The sequence below is a fragment of the Phycisphaeraceae bacterium genome (genome assembly GCA_020639155.1).
Classification (GTDB): Bacteria; Planctomycetota; Phycisphaerae; order Phycisphaerales; family UBA1924; genus JACKHF01.
Genome location: JACKHF010000001.1, coordinates 98,036 through 119,928, shown reverse-complemented (window position 1 = coordinate 119,928; position 21,893 = coordinate 98,036). Strand labels below are relative to the sequence as shown.

Here is a 21,893-nt window from a genome sequence, read left to right as displayed (position 1 = left end):
AGTTTGTGTGTCAATTGTTTCTTGGCATGGATTGAGGACATTCACCGTTTGCATTGTCGGGTAGCATCATTGCCAGTACACTGATTGTTGTCGGTGGCATCTGGCGAATGGAGTGCCCGGAGAATGCTGGCCACACGAGTTACCGGTGTCATGCTTGGGCTTGTACTTGCCACCGCTCTTGCCGTTGCATGGTGGACGCACAGGCAACTCCAGCGTGTTATTGTCCCAAGCGAACTGGTGCAGATGCGAGCGCACGCACAGCAGATCGCTGACAGACTTAACATGTTTGCACAAACGGCATCATCTGATGCGAAGGCGATTGCCCATGCGCCGGTTGTTCACGACACGGCTGCTGCATCGCAAACCAACAATCCAAGTGCGCCGCAGAGAGCCATAAACGAAAGCTGTGCCAGGTTCTTTGCTGCACAACTCGAAGCCAAGCCGTGGATTCAGCAACTCCGTGTGATTTCTGCTCAACCGCCCGGAATGGAGGTTGTTCGAGTAGATCGATCTGGAGTCGACAACGCTGTGCGCATTGTTCCTCCGGAAGAACTGCAATCAAAGGGAAGTCGAGACTACTTTGACGCGGGCGTGCAACTCCAGGATCAGGAGGTGTACATATCAAAGGTTGAACTCAACGCTGAAAAAGGAGCGATTGAGTACCCATATCAACCTGTATTTCGATCGGTTACTCCTGTTATTGACGAATCCTCGGGCCGTGCAGTTGCGATTGTTGTGATTAATGTTCGACTTGAGCAGGTCTTTGATTCCTTGACATCCACGCTGTATCCAAGCAGCAGAGTCTACATTGTTGACGGAAATGGGGATTACCTCAGACATGCGACCAATCCAGATATGGAGTTTGCGGCAGCTGCTGGCCTTCAACACCATCGCTGGGAGGAAGACTTTGATACTCGTCGGTGGACAAGTGGAAAATATGCGCAAAGTACAGCAGTCGTGACAGGGCCGGACGAAGTGCGCGTTGGAGCGGTTGTTGCGCGGTCTCAGTTGGAGCCCGGCGTGCAGGTGATTGAGACAGCACCGTTTGCCGAGATTACCCAGTTTGCACAGACAGCAACCACAGCCGCACTTTCTGTTGCCGGCATTGCAATGATCGGCGCGCTACTGCTTGCTGTGTTGGTGTCAACATCGCTGTTAAGACCTCTGAAGCAACTCTCACAAACACTCAAGCTCTTTGGAGATTCACACTGGGATACATCCAAACTTCCAAGACATGGTGACTTTGGTTTTATTGCTGCATCATTCGATGAACTGGCAAATCAGATCACCCAGCGAACGAATGCTCTGAACGCCGAAATCGCGGAGCGGAAAGCCACAGAAGAGCGGATCATTCAGGTGATTGATGCTGCGCCAGTCGGAATGCTTGCGATTGATCGGAATGGAAATATTACACTTGCGAACCGTGAACTGCAGAGCACCTTTGGATATACAAAGGATGAACTGCTTGGCGCTCCAATAGAAATATTGTTACCACAGCGGTTTCGCGAAGGCCACGTGCATCATCGCACAAGCTTTGTTGCTCATCCAGTGTCCAGACGTATGGGTGGGGATAGAGAGCTGTACGGGCTGAGTAAGGATAAGCGACAGGTTCCGGTAGACGTTGGACTCAACCCATTAACAACAACGAGTGGCCCTGCGGTTATTGCTTCCGTTGTAGATATAACAGAACAAAAGCAAACCCAGGATGCGCTCCGGCAACTTAACACACAACTCGAAGACAAGAACGCAGAGCTTGAGCAGTTCCTGTACGCGGCTTCGCATGATCTCAAATCGCCAATTGTGACAATAATGGGGTATACCCAGCATCTGATGGATGACGTACAGCAAGGCGATAGATCAACGCTGGTCGATTACGGCAACCGCATTCGTGATGCTGCCTCGCATATGCACGGAATAGTCAATGACCTGCTTGAACTCAGTCGGGTCGGCAGAGTGAAGTCACAAAGACAGGTTGTTGAACTCAAGCCGCTGGTTTGTCAGTTGTGGGATGCTGTTCTAGAAGCATCAGGCAAGCCGTATGCAACGCTCAAATCCGAAATTGAGGACAATATTTCAGTGATGATGAATCCGGTTCATGCCGCACAGTTGTTGCAGAATGTGCTGGAAAATGCGATGAAATATGCAGTCTCAGAAAACACCTCCCAGATTGAAGTTGCAGCGACTGTTTCAGATGATGATCGAGTTCAGTTGACCGTTCGAGATCACGGGCCTGGAATCAATCAACAATACCATGAGCGAGTATTCGGTCTCTTTGAGCGATTGTCGCAGGACAAGAGTGGTACCGGAATTGGGCTGGCAACTGCACGCCGAATTGCGTCCTTGAATAAGGGCAGAATTTGGGTCGAGGACACACCGAATGGCGGAGCAACATTTGTCATCGAGATGGAAAAACCATCGGACTGACACCCACGAACTGCGCATGGAACCAATCGGCAGCAAGATCTACATCTTCTTCGACAAAGAGATTTTCTTATATTGCAGCTTTCAGACTTTGCTAAATCACGACCAATAAGTGACTTTGGTGTGCAACCTCCCAAACCTGTGGCATAGTACAACATCGCGCACGCAGCGGTTTGCGGCAGGGAGGTTACTGATGCTCAAAGGGAATGGCGGGCTCGGATTGGTTGTCACGTTGGTTATCGGATTATTCACATCGTGTGCTCTGGCAGGCGAGAGAGGAAAAGCAAAGCGAACTCCAGCACCATTGGCGTTTGTTGTTGCCGACACAAACACCGCGCTCTCACACAATGACGTGTACTCGATCGGTTCGCAGCGCCAGTACGGCACCTATGAGGTTGTAGTCCGCATCTACAGCGTCGTGGATGATCTTTCCTTGACCGATATCGTTGTTGCGTTATCAGCCGATGACTGGATCGTCGAGCAGGATCCTTCCGGGCAGGAACTGTCATCAGGTGAGTCCGCGTATCTCCGCATCAGACTGCAGACGCAGAACACGTCGTCGAGCCCGCTCACATGCCCCATCATCGTAACCAGTTCATCCGGAAGCACAACGTACGACCCCTTCGTGTTTACGCTCCGAGCCGAGAGCATCGACGCGGAGGACGAGGTGTCAGCCACACCGTCACTGGTATCTGGAACTGGAAGCAGTGTACCATCGTGGGTATCAGCAGATTATTTCGAAACTCAAGCTGCCGCGAACTTCACACGCACACCGCACCAGTTCATCGGTTGGGACCTTGACACAAATGCTGCGACGACTGACTCCTTCTATCTCGGCGTGCATGCAGCGATGGAAGGCGGCATCAACCGCGTGGAGTTCTATCTGAACGGAACTGTCGAGGAAGTCACTGAAGAGATCATGGAGCCTGGCGCAGCAACAGGCGAGGGTGTGCCCGGGTACTACGTCGAGATTGATCCGGCGAACTTCTCCGGGAGCGATGTCGAGAAGATCGAGGTGTACGCTCGCGTCTATGCCAACTCCCCCGCAGCAGAGCCTCGCGTCATCGGGCCGTGGATCGCGTGGGTGTTCCCCGAAAATGTAGAACCACATGTTATCGAGTGTGAGCCACAAACCACTACGTTTGCAAGTGAGAATGATGATGATGACGCACTCTGGAAAATCCTGCTTGAACTCATGCAGTCGCAGTCGATTTCAACTTATGGTGTTGGCACGTCATCAAACTCCGCATCATCTATCTTTACAACCAACAACCCTCCAACAAAGCCGGTTGTGCTGATGTTGCCATCAGGCAACCACATTCTGCCAACGAACGTCAGCACATTTGCAGTCGATACATCATCCGGCGTTATTGAGCGACCCGACTCCGTATCGGGGAGCAGCTTGCGCTTTGACGGATGGGAGGTTCCGCTCGTCATAACAACCGAATCTGGAGCATATGACCCAACGGTGACGCTTCTTCCCAGCCCTGTTGCGGCAGGAACAAATGCTGTTCCGGCAGCATCCGAGGTGTGTGCTCCTGTGACGATACTGAGAAATCTGCGCCTGAATCAGCATGACTTTGCATACTACGAAGTGCAAACAACGATTTGGAATGACGAGACCAACCTGATCTACATCCCAGTCCTGACAGTGTTTCAGAACTGCCTGATAACCAATACCGATGGACGCTACGCGCTTTACACGCCCAGTCATCAGCTTGCAACAGACGTCGATGACGAGGGTATTCGACCAGCACCAATGATTTCCGTGAGCCAGGGCGGGAGTGCGTTCTATGAGTTTTGCTCCGTCAAGAATATCGATCGCGGACTGGTTGGCCCATCCTTCGTGCGTGGCAAGCTTGCCAGCGAGAGCAAGACGTTCAGCACGCTCGCGGGCAGCGTGATGAACAACCCGCAGGTGGTGCTGAATGTCACGGCTGAGAAGATCAACACCTATCCGCCAAGAGCTGATGTTGAGTTCGGTGTCCTGACATGGCACGGCGGAACCAACGGAGGCATGCGGAAAGTCGGGTCGAACAGCAATGTGTTCACGCTGAATGACAGTGAGACAGACATTGAACGCGGCGCCCTGCTGCTGTATGAAAACGGCAATCCAACCGTACCAAAGCATGTGCTTGTACTGGGAAAGACATCTCCGAACGCACCGACACCGATCCCCAATCTGACTTCATGGACTTCATACACAAACACTCCTATTGAATGCTTGACAGCCGATGCGCTTGATGATGCATTGACAACGATTGCTGCAAACTTGGGTGGATTGTGGTCGTACACCTCGCTGCTGTCGCAGCTTCCGTCGCCTCCAACCGTGTCGGATAACGGTCGCGGTATGCGGTATCTGACGCGCGATTGTGAGCCCGGCATGACCGCATTCCCAATCGATCAGAACGATCCATACGCGAAGGTGCCGCCGAATGAGGCGGTCACGCTTGTTGCCGCGATAGACACACACAGCGCGGTGATGCAGTGGTTTGCGACCGGCGGGAATCCGATCGATAATCGCATGGTGTGGGGATTCGAGTATGATCAAGTGGAGGATCCCGTGGGATCAGGGTGCCGGGACCGTGCAGACCCGACCGGTCTTGAGGTTCAGCAACTTACCACAGTATCCGATCCCGGTATCTACAACAGCTCAATCCTTGCGATGCGTATCCGTAATCGTGTTGCGCTTGCGGGATCCGGCGGGAGTGTCCAGGCTGCCACGAGCGGTTCTTTGTTGCAGGCACCCATGTCCAACGTGCTGATTGCGCACTGCTCGTTCGAGCATCATGGGTTTGGGCTCTCCAGTAACATGGTCCAGGAGCAACGTCTTCGATTTGAGCCGTCGTGGGTGCGTGTGCGCAACTGTTTCTTTGAGGCGCTTGCGGCTCAGCATCCAACGGTTGATCCGAATGACCCGTACGCTCCAAGCCCGTGGGGGATCAACTTTTCGGGGATTGCAGATTGCACTGCGCAGGCCTCGGGCGTGCCCAGCCTCATGGTGTTTCCAGATGGGATCGAGCAGATCGCGATTATCAACTGCCATTACACCTCGGCGTGCCAGATGGACCCGTCGAGCATGTCGAACCCGTACGGGATCCAGAATCCGATGTTCTGCTCCAGCGGCCCGACGACCAGCGCTGCGTCATACTGGTTTGGCACCTATCCCTTCGACGACGGCGGCTGCTCGTGGGGACTTGATGCCGACCTTGGATCAGACGGGCGACCGAACACGAACTCGCCATTGCTCAGCAGAACGTGCCTGCCGATACTCAAGTTTGGTTTGTTCGGTGATGCCATCCCCGCCAACACCGGCTCGATAGGAGCGTTGCAGCCATGATGAGACACGTTGTTGTATGTGTTGTGTGCGGATCGGCTGCCTCTGGCGCATGCGCCCAGGCGTGGTTTACCGGGATCGGCGATCTGCCCGGAGGAAACTATTTGAGTGGTGCCGCTGCTGTGAGTGGGAATGGACATGTCACGGTCGGCGGTAGTACCGGTCCAGTGGGGTTTGTCGAACCCGTTCGATGGACGCATGCCGGTGGGCTCTCTTCACTGCCGGTGAGTGGCATGTGGGGTGAGTTGAGCACCGCAGAAGGTGTGAACATTGATGGCTCTGTTGTTGTCGGTCAGTCATCCGGGGAGGCGTTCCGCTGGACTGATAGTGGCGGGATGATGGGGCTGGGATTCCTGCCGGGGAAAACCAACAGCTGGGCGTGGGGTGTGAGCCACGATGGCAACACCGTGGTGGGTTACAGCGGGCTCTCGCTCGGCGCCGGCCGTGAGGCGTTCCGCTGGACACCATCGACAGGCATGGTTGCGCTTGGCGATCTGCCGGGAGGGGAGAATGCGAGCGAAGCTCTCGGATCGAACGCTGATGGCACTGTGATTGTTGGTGCAGGTCATTCATCATTGGGTTCGGAAGCGTTCCGCTGGACACCATCTACAGGGATGACTGGCCTTGGTGACTTGCCGGGTGGAGAGTTTGGGAGTGCTGCACGTGCTGTCAGCGCCGACGGTCTGGTTGTCGTTGGCGCGGGGAACTCTGCTGCGGGGAAAGAAGCAACCATCTGGAAGAATGGTTCTGTGATCGGGCTCGGTGACTTGCCTGGTGGTGAATACAGCAGCATCGCCTTTGCAACAAACTTCGATGGTTCTGTTGTCGTTGGTTCTGCAAATCTGAGTCAAGACGCGTTCTACTGGACCGAGTCGCTCGGGATGGTGAAACTGCATGACCATCTTGTCTCGCTGGGGGTAACCGGTCTTGACGGCTGGACACTGACAGCAGCAAACGGGATCTCCGATGATGGTTTGACCATCGCTGGCATGGGCATCAACCCCCTCGGCCAGAACGAGGGCTGGGTTGCGCACATCCCCGCGCCATCGTCGTGCGTTGTGCTCGCGATCGGTGGTGTGATTGCCTCGCGAAGGAGGAGGTAAACGAGTTCCTTGTCTTGGATTGCCATTACACCTCGGCGTGCCAGATGGACCCGTCGAGCATGTCGAACCCGTACGGGATCCAGAATCCGATGTTCTGCTCCAGCGGCCCGACGACCAGCGCTGCGTCATACTGGTTTGGCACCTATCCCTTCGACGACGGCGGCTGCTCGTGGGGACTTGATGCCGACCTTGGATCAGACGGGCGACCGAACACGAACTCGCCATTGCTCAGCAGAACGTGCCCGCCGATTCTTAAGTTTGGCTTGTTCGGTGATGCCATCCCCGCGAACACCGGCTCGATAGGAGCGTTGCAACCATGATGAGACACGTTGCTGTATGTGTTGTTGTGTGCGGATCGGCTACCTCTGGCGCATGCGCCCAGGCGTGGTTTACCGGGATTGGGAACATGGTCGGAGGAGGACCGGGAAGCTCTGTCTTCGCATTGAGCGGGGACGGAACTACTGCGGTTGGTTCTGGCAATGCAATTACCTATTCCGAGCCCGCTCGCTGGACGGCATCGCAAGGGCTGGTCGGAATCGGAATACTTGGAGCGAGTCCATTCAACTCGGCGTATGGCACCAGTCAGAATGGCTCTGTTGTTGTCGGTCAGTCATTCGGGGAGGCGTTCCGCTGGACTGATAGTGGCGGGATGATGGGGCTCGGGTTCCTGCCGGGAAAAACCAACAGCTGGGCGTGGGGTGTGAGCCACGATGGCAACACCGTGGTGGGTTACAGCGGGCTCTCGCTCGGTGCCGGTCGTGAGGCGTTCCGCTGGACAGCATCGACAGGGATGACTGGCCTTGGTGACTTGCCGGGTGGAGAGTTTGGGAGTGCTGCACGTGCTGTCAGCGCCGACGGTCTGGTTGTCGTTGGCGCGGGGAACTCTGCTGCGGGGAAAGAAGCAACCATCTGGAAGAATGGTTCTGTGATCGGGCTCGGTGACTTGCCTGGTGGTGAATACAGCAGCATCGCCTTTGCAACAAACTTCGATGGTTCTGTTGTCGTTGGTTCTGCAAATCTGAGTCAAGACGCGTTCTACTGGACCGAGTCGCTCGGGATGGTGAAACTGCATGACCATCTTGTCTCGCTGGGGCTGACCGGTCTTGACGGCTGGACACTGACAGCAGCAAACGGGATCTCCGATGATGGTTTGACCATTGTTGGAAATGGCATCAACCCCTTCGGCCAGAACGAGGGCTGGGTTGCGCACATCCCCGCGCCATCGTCGTGTGTTGTGCTTGCGTTGCGAAGGAGGAGATGAGAATATGGCTGTGTGGATCACCGGCTCGATAGGAGCGTTGCAGCCATGATGAGACACATTGTTATATGTGTTGTTGTGTGCGGATCGGCTGCCTCTGGCGCATGCGCCCAGGCGTGGTTTACCGGGATCGGCGATCTGCCCGGAGGAAACTATGGGAGTGGTGCCGCTGCTGTGAGTGGGAATGGACATGTCACGGTCGGCGGTAGCACCGGTCCAGTGGGGTTTGTCGAACCCGTTCGATGGACGCACTCTGCTGGATTGTCTTCACTGCCGGTGAGTGGCATGTGGGGTGAGGTGAGCACCGCAGAAGGTGTGAACATCGATGGCTCTGTTGTTGTCGGTCAGTCATCGGATCAGGCGTTCCGCTGGACCAAGGGCAGCGGGATGGCTGGGCTCGGGTTCCTGCCGGGAAAAACCAACAGCTGGGCGTGGGGTGTGAGCCACGATGGCAACACCGTGGTGGGTTACAGCGGGCTCTTGCTCGGTGTCGGCCGTGAGGCGTTCCGCTGGACACCATCGACAGGCATGGTCGGGCTTGGCGATCTGCCGGGAGGTGAAACATCCAGCACAGCGTTTGCAGCAAGTCAGAACGGTGATGTTGTTGTCGGCTGGAGCACAACATCTGTTGGGTCCGAGCCGTTTCGGTGGAAACCATCAACAGGCATGGTTTCACTTGCGCCGGGACGGGGCGGGCAAGCGCGTGACGTGACACCGGACGGAACGATCATTGTCGGCACGCTTGAGTACACCTTCGGTCGGTTTGCAACGATGTGGACACCGGGTGGCATGGTGTCGCTCGGTGATCTGCCAGGCGGTGATGATGATAGTGGTGCAGTTGGTGTCAGCGCTGACGGGACAGCTGTGATCGGGAGCAGTTCAACTGGTCCGGGTGTGTACGAACCGTTCTACTGGACCGAGTCGCTCGGGATGGTGAAACTGAAAGACCATCTGATCGGCCTAGGTGTGATTGGATTGGAAGACTGGACACTGACAGCAGCGAACGGGATCTCCGATGATGGTTTGACCATCGCTGGAAATGGCATCAACCCCCTCGGCCAGTTCGAAGGCTGGGTTGCGCACATCCCCGCACCGTCGTCGTGCATGGTGCTTGCGATTGGTGGTGTGGTTGCGTCGAGGCGCAGAAGATAAGACCGCTCGTGGTACCTATCCACTCAATGACGATGGTCGGTGCTCGTGGGGTCATCTGCCGGGATTGTCATCGAACGGGAATCCGATCATCAGCCAGTCGCCGCTGCTCAATCGTGTCGATCCTCGCCATGTCAAGTTCTATCTTGGTGGCTCGATCATCGATTCGTGCGATCCTATCGGGGCACTGCCAGCGGTCAGCCAGGAGTGAGGAAAGAGAGAGAGAATATGTTGTTCTATCCAATGAGATATACAAGTGTTGCCACCCTCGTGTGCTGCGCCGCTGCAACAGCGCAGCCGAGTTTCTCTCCGATTGGTTCTTATCCGGGCGGCCAACTGCCGAGTGTTGCGCTCGGTGTGAGTGGTGACGGTTCCACCGTTGTCGCGTACGGCGGTCCCACCTCGGGTTTGACTCGCGCGTTCCGGTGGACAGTGCAGACCGGGACCGTTGGGCTCGGCTCGCTTCCCGGTGGAAATGATGTGAGCCACGCGCAGGGTGTGAACTACGACGGCTCGGTGATCGTCGGTTTCGCGGTCGGGAGCACCGGCGGTGAGCCGATGCGATGGACCGAAGCGACTGGCATGGTCGGGCTTGGCGCGCTCCCCGGTGGCTCGTTTCTAGGTGAGGCGTACGGCACCAACGACACGGGCGATGTGGTTGTTGGGTTCAGCTTCGGTGCCAATGGCAGAGAGGCGTTTCGATGGACCGAGTCCGGCGGTATGCATGGACTCGGCTCGCTCACCACAAGCAACATCTACTCGTGGGCCTACGACGTGAGCAACGACGGCGATACCGTCGTTGGTTTGGCTGTTGATTCAAACGGTGTATCGCGTCCGATGCGATGGACATCGTCTGGCGGCATGTCTGTGCTTGGAGATTTACCTGGTGGCAGTCTGAGTGGCTTTGCATCGGCCACGAACAGCGACGGTTCAGTTATCGTGGGTGGTTCATCCTCATCGAATGGTGGCGAGGCGTTCCTGTGGAAGAACGGTGTGATGATGGGACTCGGTGATCTGCCGGGCGGAGCATTTGCAGGAAGCGCGCTGGGTGTGAGCGAAACAGGTGAAGTTGTTGTTGGGGTAAGCGAAGGACCAGCGATGATTGCAGAGGCGTTCTACTGGACCGAGATGCTGGGCATGGTCAACCTGAAGGACCATCTGGTGTCCCTTGGCGCGACGGGTCTGGACGGCTGGACGCTCGAATCGGCGCGCGGCGTCAGCGCCGATGGTCTGACCATCACCGGCATCGGCTTCAACCCGCAGGGCCTGAAGGAAGGCTGGGTTGCGCACATCCCCGCGCCGTCGTCGTGTGTTGTGCTTGCGATTGGTGGTGTGGTTGCGTCGAGACGAAGGAGATGAATGCACAGTTGCGAAATCGTGTGATCATGTTGTGAGGCTGCGGCGCAAATACTCATCTGAACGTGATAGAGACAATAGACGTGTCATCGGCAAAGATGCTCGTGGATGCAAAGTCAGTCAGTGTGTCGACTGTGTGTTGTACATCCTCCTTGATAGATGTGTTGCCCCGAAGCGATGCAATCAGACGATCAACACCAAAGAGTTCGCCTTCGTTGTTCGGCTGTTCAATGATCCCATCGCTGTAAAGAACCAGCCTTTCGTTCGGAGCAAGTTGCAGAGTTTCGGCGCAGAAGGACGCGCTAGTGACAATGCCAACGATCATGCTGCCTGTGTGGTCTGGGCAGAGTGGTGTGCCATCCTCCGGCATGAGGAGCCAATGCCCATGCCCCGCATCGACATACTCCAGTGTGCGTGTGACAGAGTGAAACACTCCAATCCAGAGACTTGCAAAGCGATTGGATGGCGAGTGCTGGACAACATACGCATTCACGGCGTTTGCAACATCCGTGGGGTTGTCTGAGTGTGCAAAGGACGCGCGAATCTGCGCATGGATCGCAGTCATTAAAAGAGCAGATCCGATACCGTGGCCAGTGACGTCGCCAAGACAGATCGCGACTTTGTTGTTGTTGATCTCGAAAATATCAAATATATCGCCGCTGACAACCGATCCCGGAATTATGCGCGAAACATAACTGGCTGAACCTGCAGTGCCTTCCGATGGTGGAAGGATACACGCCTGTGTTTCCTGTGCGATCTGCAACTCCATGTCGAGTTCGTGCTGCCTCTTCGCTAGGTCAACCCTGAGCAGACTCGACATCGCAACACTTGCGATTTGTGCGACCGCGCTGCAGAAACTCGCTGCATCGGTGTGCATGGACTGCTCGCCATCTCGTACATCCATGTACAGGCCTCCGACGACCTGTTGATCAATGATCAGTGGTGCGCACATTGCAGCACAGATACCAAGTTTCTCGATGCTGTGGCTGGGTTGTGCGCTCGTGTTGCGCGTGAGCTGGACCAGATGGCCGGGCTCAAGTGCTGCAAGCACGGATCGACTAAACGAAAACTCCGTCGTGCTAAATCCGCTGTTGTCTGACGAGGCCAGAACCTCTACTTCGTCTGGATTGCCTTCCCATCGAAGCATCGCCGCACGCGGATACCCCGTACCTCTCATCGCGAGTTGGACGATTGCGTTTGCAAGCTCCTGTTCGTTCTCTGCATCATGTACTCTCGCTGTACCATCGATGAGCAGCGTGAGTCGTTTGTGCGACAGCGACGTCATCTCGTGACCGAGCACGGAATCGACGCGAGTCTGCGGCGCAATAGTGGCATCGGTGACAACACGCCGCGAGATATGCGATGTACCAAAACTGATACGAAAGGCGCTCTGCCCTGTGCGCACGACATCGCCCACGTTCAGTGTTGCTGGCTTGAGTGGAACAAGCGAAACGCTGTTGAGCTTTGTCCCGTGTTTGCTCTGCAGGTCTGTGATAGTCCACATGCCGTTGATGCATGCAAATGCGGCGTGCTTGCGCGACACTGCAGGATCTTGCAAGCTGATGTCGCAATCGGTCGCACGCCCGAGCACCGTCCGGTGAGACGGGTCGCAGACATGCGGCGATGTTCCGGTGTTCAAGAGCGGAATCAACTGAAGCGGGTGTTGTGGTTCTTTACTGTTCATATGTGTTCATTGGTGTTGCTGTGCTCTCACGTGTGAACTGTATGTGTTTGCAGTGACCAGTGGGGAATCGCCAGTTTCCCGTGAAGTTGGGCAAAGTGTTGGACTCGATGTTCCGGTCAGCGTTGCAATCCGGGACACACACAACGAGTTCGTGGTATACTGGCCTGCTCACACTGGCATGCAGGAGCAGGTATGGCACGCGAAACAGGACACGATGCTGGAAACTCCACGAAGGATGAGACGGTATCTATTGAGCCGAAGTCTACCGTGCAGAGCGCTCATAGCGAGGGACCCGGAAGCAGGATTGGTGTTTACAAGCTGTTGCAGCAGATCGGTGAGGGTGGGTTTGGCTCAGTGTACATGGCTGAGCAGGAAAAGCCTGTCAAACGCCGTGTTGCTCTCAAGATCATTAAACTAGGGATGGATACGAAGCAGGTGATTGCCCGCTTCGAGCAGGAACGGCAGGCGCTTGCCATTCTTGATCATCCAAACATTGCCAAGGTGTTTGACGCGGGAGCAACCGAGACTGGTCGACCGTACTTTGCTATGGAACTCTGCACAGGCGAGCCGATCGACGAGTACTGCGATCGGAATAAGCTCAGCATCGCGGAGCGACTTGAGCTGTTTGCGCAAGTATGCGCAGCGGTCCAGCACGCGCATACAAAGGGGCTTATCCACCGCGATCTCAAGCCAAGCAACGTGCTCGTCTCGACACAGGACGGCAAGCCGCTGGCGAAGGTGATCGACTTTGGTATTGCAAAGGCAACGTCGAGCAAGCTAACCGAGCGCACGTTGTTTACCGAGCACAAGCAACTGATCGGCACGCCCGAGTACATGAGCCCCGAGCAGGCAGAGGGCAGTCTTGATATTGACACTCGATCAGACGTGTACTCGCTGGGGGTGCTGCTGTACGCGCTCCTGACTGGCACAACACCGTTCAACAGTCGCGATCTCAGGTCGGCTGCGTACGCCGAGATCCAGCGAGTTATTCGTGAAGTGGATCCGCCAAAGCCGAGCACACGACTGACACAGTCCTCGGAGACGCTCGCCGATATCGCGAACCATCGTAAGATCGAGCCCAGCAGGCTGAGTGCCATGATCCGCGGGGAACTCGACTGGATTGTGATGCGAGCGCTCGAAAAGGATCGCACTCGGCGATACGAATCGGCGAGCGACTTTGCAGCAGATATTCGGCGATATCTCAGCGGCGAGGCTGTTGAAGCTGCGCCGCCGAGTACAACGTACAGGGTTCGCACGTTCATCCGGCGGAACAAAGGTATTGTTGCTGCGGGGGCATTGGTCTCGGCGGTGTTGGTGCTCGGCACCATCGGAACCAGCGCCGGGTTTATATCTGCATCGCATCGTGCTGAGGGCGAGAGAGTTGCCAAGGTCGAAGCAGAGAAGAAACAGAAACTCGCGGAGCAGAAAACAACAGAAGCGGAGTTGGCCCGGAGCGATGCAATCGCGGCTCGCAACGAGATCGAGTACAACTCGTATGTTGCGAATCTCGAGATGGCTGATGCATGGAGAGCACTGGGCAGATACGCCCGCGTGTTCGAGCGCCTCGCCGCGTGCCCCGAGCGGCTTCGCGGGTGGGAATGGAACTGGTATTCTGCTATCAGCGATACGAGTCTGCTCACGTTCAATCCCGACAGCGATCGAATGAGTTCAGCGACGTACAGTCCGGACGGACGGCATATCGCGCTCGCGTGCTGGTCCGGAGAAGTACACATTGTACATGCTGAGTCAGGCGAGACTGTTCGCGTGCTTCAATGTCCTGATAGCATCATTTCGCCTGCTACATACAATCACAGCGGCTCACGCATCATTACCAATCTCGACTTCGACTCGTTCACTATCTTTGATACCGAAACCGGGCGGCGCGTCTGTGATCTGGTGGGCCATGCAGGGCAATCGGTGGTCGCGGTGTTCAGTCCTGACGACTCTATCATCGCGACCGGATCGCACGACAAGACGGTGCGCTTGTGGGATGCCAGTACGGGAGAACAACTCGCGGTGCTGTCGGGGCACTCAGACCGGGTTGTTGCCATTGATTTCAATCCGGATGGTTCCAGGCTCGTGTCATGTTCAGAAGATGGCAGTGCATGCGTGTGGGATGTCGCATCGCGCACGTGTGTTCACGTCTTGCGGGGGCATACAGACAGGTTGTACCAGGCGAAGTTCAGCCCGGACGGAACTGTGATCGCAACAGCGTCTGCGGATGGTACTGCTCGTGTCTGGGATGCGGAAACCGGCAATGCGACACTGGTATACACAGGCCATAGTGCTGGGTTGGGTGATCTGAGTTTCGGTGCGCGCGGCTCTCTCGTCGCGACAGCGGCCGGGGACGGTACCGCGCGCGTGTGGGATGTGCGCACGGGTGAAACACAGGCGGTGTGCTCGGGGCACGAAGGATTCATCGCGCACGTCAGAATGAGTCCCGATGGAGATCGGGTTGTTACATATGCGTACGACGGGAAGTTGCGACTGTGGGATGCTCGAACCGGTGATCTTATAGCGAACTTTCGTGGTCACACTGAAACAGTGCAGTCTGTTGAGTTCAGCCCGGACGGAAGCCGTGTGGTGACTGCGGCACTCGAGGGTGTCGCGAAAGTCTGGGATGCACATCTGTACCAGCCAAACTACATCTTTGAGGGCCATAAGGACGGCATCGGTGCGATAGCGTTGACTCCTGATGGAACGAGGCTTGTCACAGCATCTGATGATTCGACTGTCCGTGTGTGGGATGTTGTCAGCGGACGATCAATATTCTGCTTGCAGGGTCATCAGGACTTTGCCAATCGACTTGCGATAACACAGGATGGCACACGGGCGGTGTCCGGCAGCTTTGATGGCACCGCCCGAGTATGGGACATCTACAGAGGTGAGCAGGTATCTGTGACGGCGAAGCATCAGGGAAATGTCACGTCGGTTGCGTTTGATCGTGACGGGACGAGATTTGTGACAGCATCCGAGGATGGCACATCGCGAGTGTGGGACACTGCAACAGGTGAGCAGATTTCGAGAGCGCAGTTCGAGCCGGCATATTTGTATGATGCTGAGTTTCTGGGAGACCAACACGTCGTTTCCGCGGGAGAGGGCAATGCTGCCTACATATGGGATGCAGCAACCGGCGAGGTCACACGCACACTCGAAGGGCATCTCCACACTATTTACGATATTGATGTGAACCACGACAACACCAGGGTTGTGACTGCTTCGGCTGATGGCAGGCCGAGACTGTGGGATGCGCGCACTGGTGAGTGCATCGCGGTGATGCGGGGTCATAGCTCAAATGTGCTCAAAGCCAGTTTCAGTTCTGATGGCAGTCTGATCGTGACATCCGGGTTTGATCAAACGGCGCGTGTATGGGACGGGGTGACAGGGGAGCTCAAAGCAACAATGTCGGGGCATTCAAGCATGGTGTACCAGTGTGTGTTCATGCAGAACAACACTCGTCTCGTGACAACATCCGAAGACGCGACAGCACGTGTTTGGGATGTGACAACTGGCAAGTCGCTCGCTGAGCTTCGGGGACACACGATGACGACACGTGCGGTTGCAATCAGTCCGGATGGAACAAGGATATATACCGGTTCGTACGACGGCACCGCGAGGGTGTGGGACACTGTTCCGGCGCGAGAGAGGCTTTCGAGTTTTCACACAATACGAGAGGCTCGTGCAGATGTCCTCCCAATGCTTGACACTATGCTTCAGTCTGGTGCTACCGCGAGCGATGCTCGTTCAAGAGTGCTGGCGCATGCATCACTAACGCCAAACGAACGCGATGCTGCGCTTATTGAGCTTGTCCGTATCGAAGATGCTGGCAACGTGGTGGACGAGCAGAAGCTCGAGCGCGCGTTGGATCTGAACTCACTGGCATGGGCGGCTGTGGCGCAGTTGCCTGTGACAAAGGAGGCGGCTGACAAGGCTGTGCAGCAAGCGCAGGAAGCAGTCGATCTCGCTCCATCGGATGCTGATATCCTCAACACGCTCGGGGTTGCGCTCTACCGAGCCAGCGAGTACCAGCAGGCACTTGAGACATTGCAAATATCGGCAGAGATGACACATGCATACGGACGGGATCTCTCACCAGCCGACTGGGCATTCATTGCAATGTCACAGTGGAATCTGGGCATGAAAGACGAAGCTGCCCAATCGCTCGCCGCGTTTCAAGCGATGGCTGAGGGAGCAGCATGGAATCGAGATCCGGACACTGTGCAGTGGATTGAGGAGATCAAGACACTCATGCAATACTGAGTACAGCAAGGGGACTTTGCAATCGCAGATGCACACGACAGAATATGGAGCAGTTCGAGTGTGTCGCTGTAATAAGCAGCTTTTTGAAGTGGCTAGAAGAACTGAGTAGCACCTCTATTGCACCAAGCGTGCGCTCGCATGCTCTTGGACAAACCTCAAGACAGATCCTTGTAATGACCCCAAGGGGATTTGAACCCCAAGGTCCAAGCGGGACCTGTCAGCTCTACCACCTGCCCCAGTTGAGTGACAACCTTCGATTCCTGCGTCAGTCAACGAACCCCGAAGAAGACTTGCAACATCTCGGAGGGGCTCGGAACATTGACGCAGGATCCGATTTTTGTCACTGGGTTGGACGTGGTGTCTGACCCGAGATGTTGCAGACCCAATATATCGGCTCGGTGGAGGTTGTGCAAGAGGAAAAATATCAGAATCGTCAGAAATGTTTTCCTCGCGTGTTTTCAACACACCATTCACATTCGGCGTTTTTCCCGCGATTTCCCGCAGTTTCGCCCCGCTCATGTCCCTGTAATGCCGCAGCAGAATGTCAACAGAATGCCGTGTCGTGCTCGCGATGTCATGGATGTCCTGCCCGATCCGCAGCCTGTGATTCACCGCACCCTTGCGGAACGACCTGAACCCTGCCTTGCGCCCGCGAGTGTCCTCTCGGGGCACGTTCGCCCGGTCCATGTCCTTGAGCAGCGTTCTGAAGCACACCTGCCTGAACACCTTGGACTTCATGAAATCACCCAGCACATGAGCGCCGTCACCCAGAATCCGCGGGTCGTCACCCAGCTTGAACCCAAGCAGGTTCCGAAGTGCCTGCACAGCTTCCTCGTGGAGACCGATCGTCGGCCCCTGACCCTGCTTGTCAGACCTGATCGTGAGCAGTGACTCATCGAAGTCGATGTTGCGCCACTCCAGCCGGTCGAGTTCCTCGGGGCGTGCTCCCGTGTGCCAGGCAACGATGTAGTAGGTCGATCGGTTGGGCCCAAACCGGCTCGCCTGCCCGTGTTTCTGCTCGCATCGCTCGGCAATGTCGATTATCGCAGCAGCCTCTTCGAACGTGAACGCACGCACGCCGGGGCCTCGATGCTCAGCCTTCACCTTCGGGTTCATCGCATGTTTGAGCGGATCCTCGGCGATCATGCCCAGACTCAGGAGCCACTTTGCAAAGTTCCGCAGCTCGCTCAGTCGGTTCTTGCGGGTGGGGGGTGACATGGGCGCGACCCACTCAGACACACTCGGCCCCGTAAAGTCGTCGATGGTGCTCCAGCCCATCTGGCGAGCACAGAGCAGGGCACTGTTCTTCGCACGTTTGGCCCACGATGGAGCGCATCCAAGGCTTGTGACAGCCTCGCTGGCCCAGACCTCGATCGCCTCGTGGATGTCGCGAGAACGCAACGACATAATGGACCGTTCGCGCCAGAGGCCAAGCTGTCCATTGCAGTCAATAGGTGAATCTGCTATTTCTGGACCAATGCCGTCCAGTAACCACCAAAAACAGGGCTCAAACTCGATACGAGACGAACGGGTGCGTGGTGATAGCCCTCTCGGTCTCGCATCATCATCCATGGCATTCCCCTGTCGGTTGGGTCTTATTCAGGGAATAGAGGCGTTTGGATCGCGCAAAGTTCTGATAAACAGGGGAATTTACTTATTTTGTTAAAAAAGGCCAGATGTGGCCCCAAACGAGACAAGGGGCGGCACAGTGTGCATGGTCGGCACGGATTGTATCTCAGATATCGCGAATCATGAGTGACAAACGACGTTGTGTCTCACGGGTGAGACGGCAGTCTGTTACCAGATTATCCCAACCTAAGCCCCAATCAATCCACGGTTATCCCTGCGGTGGTTCGGAGCAGAACCATTTGATACCCATATTTCAACCCATAGTTGAAAACACAAGTCTGCTTGATCTACCGATTGGTGTCGCCCCTCCAGTGCCAAGCACGAGGGGTATCACATGGTCACAATTCAGCGCTGGGCGCGCGACAACAAGGCATGGCTGGCGATGATGTCGCCAGCCATGCTGTTTTTATTCGTCCTCGTGGCTTTCTCGGGCTGCAGCTCCGTCGACGATTGGGCGAGCCAGCCCGGCATCTCGCCAGAGCAGTTCGAGAAGAACCAGCAGATCATCGACGAAGGCGAGGAGTCGCTCTCAGATGTAATCGCCGAGGTCGACAGGCTCAGGGGCGAACTCGAATCGCTCGACCTGCAGGGCAAGTTCGGCGAGTATCGAGACAGCGTTGCGGCAATGCTTGCATCAGCGACCGCGCGTGAGCAGGAGTACCGGCTTCTGATACTCAAGGCCGAGCAGGCGAACGCCGCAATCTCCGAGGGTGAAACCCGTGGAGAGCAGATCGGCCATGGCATCACATTCGCCAGTCAGTTCCTCAACGCGATACCTGGAATCGGCAACGCGCTTGCGTGGGCAGGCAGCATCGTCGGTCCACTCATCGCAGTGCGCTACCGAGGCAAGCTGAAGAAGGCGATCAACGGCGCAGCTGGTCTTGTGCGATCCGTTGACAAGGCGATGAACGAGACCCTGAACACATCCGAGACGCTCACGAAATTCAAAACCACTATGGCAATGAATCAGGGCACGGATGCGAGCGACCTCTACGAGCGCGTTCGACCGCTTGCCAAATCGGCCTGTTCAGAGATGCCGGGTTAACGAGTCACCGGCTATCCCTGTGGCCTGTCGCGGGGCCAACCCCCCCGCGGCGGGTTTATGAGCAAACGCACACGCGATGTTGCAATGGAGCAACACGCAGAGAACCTGCGCAGGAAGCGGAGGGCGGGACGTGGCAGAGACAGTCAAGTCGGCAGTCGACGACCGGATCGTCAGAATAGAAGCGATCCAAGAAGAACAGGCGAAGGTTCAGGTAGCGCTGACACGTGATGTGGCTGGACTTGCGCGAGAGATGCGCGAGGGCTTTGCTGAGGTAAGGAGCGACCTGAGCAAGATCGGCAAGACAAGCTGGCCATTGATAGTTTCGATGATTGGTCTCGCGTTCGTTGTCATTCAGTACAACGACGATCGATCAGAGCAGCGTTTCAGGCCCCTAGAGGACATGGTGCGCCAGCACGTCGCGCTCCCCGGTCACACTGAGGCGATGAAGTTTCACGCGCAGTACACGGAGAAGTTCGCCGCCGGTGAGCAGAAGAACGCAGATCAAGACAGGGCAATTGAAAAAACTGTTGAGAGCAACAGACACGAGATGGAACTGGTACTCAAGCCAATCGTGGACGAGATCAATCGCATCAGAACAACAGTGGAGAAGCAAGGGGACAGCATCGAGTCAATCCGCTCAGATCGCTTCAATGAGAAAGACGGAGAGAAGCTAGAGCAACGCATAAAGGAGATGTTGAGAGGTGGAGGCGAATGAAGCTGGTCATCCCACAACCGCAGGACATGACCGAGGCGATCGAAGCGTCCAATGAGCGAATCGAGAAGGTGCGCAAGCGTCGCGAGCAGGGCATGCGCGAGTACGCGACACGTATGTACGGCGAAGACAACGTGTTTCGGTACGTGAATCTCATCGCGGGCTTTGTCGACACGCTCATGCCGCAGCTATTCTCGCACCTCCCAGAATCCATGGTCGAAGAACGGTTCTCAACCATCAGGCGTGCGGCAAAGAAGCTCGATATCAAGATGGGCCTGCTGTCAGAAGAAGCGGGACTCGAAGACGAGGTCAACAAGGCGCTGCAGGACGCGATCTTTGCCGGTATCGGCATCATCAAAGTCAGTCAAGTTGGCTCTGGTGCCTACGCGCAGGTCGGCACGCAAGAGATCGAGACAACACGCCCCGCGCCGTGCCACATCTCACTCGACAAGTACATCCTCGACCCAGAAGCGACCTCGGACAACGAGATTGAGTGGGAGGGGATGCTGGTCTCTCTCAAGGACACAGAGATCGAGGACTACCCATGGGGCATCGATCCTGACCTTGAGGGGCAGATAGATGGGATTGATCAGCTCGTTGACACACCAGAAGAAGCACTGCAGCGCGTTGCATCTGAAACTGATCGAAATATCAACAACCAGACGGACCGTGCCGCTGACATTGGTGGAAAGAGCGAGCGAACGCTGCGCCCGACGGTTCAGTTCTACGAGATCGCGTTCTATCTGGGAGGCGAGACCTACATCGCGACCATGCTCGCAGACGCATCGTCTGGTGACCCCGCACAAGGCAAGTACCTGAGCTTCAACAGATACGAGGGACCGGAGCGAGGGCCGTATCAACGCCTTGTCCTGCTCCCAATCAATGACAACGTGATCGGCGTGCCGTACATCTCGCGCATCTTCGATCTGCACTTCGCTGTGGTGAAACTGGCTCGCAGGCTCGTCAAGGGCATGATGAACCAGAAGCGGGTGCTGACATACGGGCCGGGCTCGGCTGAGGAAGCAAAGCGCGTCATCGCAGCACAGGACAGCGAAGCGATCGAGGTCCCGAACACACAAGACTTGATCCCGGTGGACGTTGGAGGCACGCACGAAAAGATCACTGAGAACATCGCCACACTGCAGGCGTGGGCTAACAACTCAGGCCCCGACATGCAGCTGCTCGGTGGGAACAGATCGAGCGCGGACACGGCGACCGAGGCACAGGCGCTTGCAAACAACACGAACATCAAGATCAGCAAGGTGCGCAGGCGTGTCGACAAGTTCATCGAGCGGGTCGTGCGCGCGTGCTCATGGATTGTCTGGCACGATCAATACACCGAGGAACTGCTGCCGCTGAAGATGAAGTCTGGTGCGATCGCGACAGTCGGGTTCTCGCCCGAAGAACGCGAGGCGGACTTCATGGACATCGTGATCCGCATCAAGCCACGCAGCACGGTGGACCTGCTCGACCCGATGGCAAAGACCAATCGCATCATCGAGTTCATCAAGGTCATTCCCGAGATTCTCCCGCTCATCATGAATGGGATCGTGGACCTGCAGGGACTCAGCTCGCTCGTTGGCGCAGAGGTTGGCAACGAGGATCTGGCGCGTGCGATCAACGACACGGAGATCCGTGCGATGCACGCCGAGGTGTACGGAAGTCTCATGCAGCAGGACCCATACGCGATGAATCAGGTGATGGGCGGCATGCCTGGGGCGGGCCCGGTCAGCGCGCCGAATGGGCAGACAGTGCAGGCGCACGCGGGACAGATTCGCTCTGACTACGGGGTCGGAGCGCCGCAGCAACCAGCAACACGGGGAGGCGTGTGATGCCGCAACTCAACGGAGCGTGGACAGAGCGTGTCATATGCGTGTCGTCAGTCGTTGCTGTGTTGATTGTGTTTCTCTCGCTGTTCTTAGACACTGAGACTGCAAGA

14 protein-coding genes are annotated in these 21,893 nt (G+C 56.3%); 12 read left to right on the top strand and 2 right to left on the bottom strand.

The genetic code is table 11. The features are described from left to right. Window positions 1-123 precede the first annotated feature (123 nt). From H6815_00535 to H6815_00500, 8 genes are all read left to right on the top strand, one after another. On the top strand, window positions 124-2,424 hold the full coding sequence (locus H6815_00535; GenBank protein ID MCB9858911.1) for a PAS domain S-box protein: 2,301 nt from the start codon (window positions 124-126) through the stop codon (window positions 2,422-2,424). Between the two features lie 190 nt (window positions 2,425-2,614). Continuing rightward, complete coding sequence (locus H6815_00530; protein MCB9858910.1) at window positions 2,615-5,761, top strand: hypothetical protein; 3,147 nt, start codon at window positions 2,615-2,617, stop codon at window positions 5,759-5,761. Further along, window positions 5,758-6,861 (top strand): PEP-CTERM sorting domain-containing protein, encoded by a 1,104-nt coding sequence (locus H6815_00525; GenBank protein ID MCB9858909.1) that lies wholly within the window; start codon window positions 5,758-5,760, stop codon window positions 6,859-6,861. Before H6815_00530 ends, H6815_00525 begins: the two co-directional genes overlap by 4 nt. A gap of 59 nt (window positions 6,862-6,920) precedes the next feature. Continuing rightward, the gene (locus H6815_00520) at window positions 6,921-7,181 is read left to right on the top strand and encodes a hypothetical protein (protein ID MCB9858908.1); all 261 of its coding nucleotides are present in this window, start codon (window positions 6,921-6,923) and stop codon (window positions 7,179-7,181) included. Further along, a complete protein-coding gene (locus H6815_00515; GenBank protein MCB9858907.1) occupies window positions 7,178-8,122 on the top strand; it encodes a PEP-CTERM sorting domain-containing protein in 945 nt (314 codons plus the stop codon). The genes H6815_00520 and H6815_00515 overlap by 4 nt, the downstream gene beginning before the upstream one ends. A gap of 45 nt (window positions 8,123-8,167) precedes the next feature. Then, a complete protein-coding gene (locus tag H6815_00510) occupies window positions 8,168-9,271 on the top strand; it encodes a PEP-CTERM sorting domain-containing protein (GenBank protein MCB9858906.1) in 1,104 nt (367 codons plus the stop codon). Beyond that, window positions 9,243-9,479 (top strand): hypothetical protein, encoded by a 237-nt coding sequence (locus H6815_00505; GenBank protein ID MCB9858905.1) that lies wholly within the window; start codon window positions 9,243-9,245, stop codon window positions 9,477-9,479. Before H6815_00510 ends, H6815_00505 begins: the two co-directional genes overlap by 29 nt. Window positions 9,480-9,511: 32 nt before the next feature. After that, window positions 9,512-10,627, top strand: a complete 1,116-nt coding sequence (locus H6815_00500) for a PEP-CTERM sorting domain-containing protein (protein MCB9858904.1) — start codon at window positions 9,512-9,514, stop codon at window positions 10,625-10,627. Between the two features lie 52 nt (window positions 10,628-10,679). Here H6815_00500 and H6815_00495 read toward each other — a convergent pair whose 3' ends face one another. After that, window positions 10,680-12,308 carry a SpoIIE family protein phosphatase gene (locus tag H6815_00495; protein MCB9858903.1) on the bottom strand — a complete coding sequence of 543 codons (1,629 nt, stop codon included), beginning with the start codon at window positions 12,306-12,308 and terminating at the stop codon, window positions 10,680-10,682. A 192-nt stretch (window positions 12,309-12,500) separates the two neighbouring features. Between H6815_00495 and H6815_00490 the strand changes: the two genes are divergently transcribed. Then, window positions 12,501-16,568 carry a protein kinase gene (locus tag H6815_00490; protein ID MCB9858902.1) on the top strand — a complete coding sequence of 1,356 codons (4,068 nt, stop codon included), beginning with the start codon at window positions 12,501-12,503 and terminating at the stop codon, window positions 16,566-16,568. A 114-nt stretch (window positions 16,569-16,682) separates the two neighbouring features. Here the strand turns inward: H6815_00490 and H6815_00485 are convergent, their stop codons facing one another. Then, window positions 16,683-17,975, bottom strand: coding sequence for a tyrosine-type recombinase/integrase (locus H6815_00485; protein MCB9858901.1), 1,293 nt, complete (start codon window positions 17,973-17,975; stop codon window positions 16,683-16,685). A gap of 556 nt (window positions 17,976-18,531) precedes the next feature. Between H6815_00485 and H6815_00480 the strand changes: the two genes are divergently transcribed. From H6815_00480 to H6815_00470, 3 genes are all read left to right on the top strand, one after another. Beyond that, a complete protein-coding gene (locus tag H6815_00480; protein MCB9858900.1) occupies window positions 18,532-19,242 on the top strand; it encodes a hypothetical protein in 711 nt (236 codons plus the stop codon). A gap of 130 nt (window positions 19,243-19,372) precedes the next feature. Continuing rightward, window positions 19,373-19,957, top strand: coding sequence for a hypothetical protein (locus tag H6815_00475; protein ID MCB9858899.1), 585 nt, complete (start codon window positions 19,373-19,375; stop codon window positions 19,955-19,957). Continuing rightward, entirely contained in the window at window positions 19,954-21,786 is a 1,833-nt protein-coding gene (locus H6815_00470) for a hypothetical protein (GenBank protein ID MCB9858898.1), read from the top strand. The genes H6815_00475 and H6815_00470 overlap by 4 nt, the downstream gene beginning before the upstream one ends. Window positions 21,787-21,893: the final 107 nt, after the last annotated feature.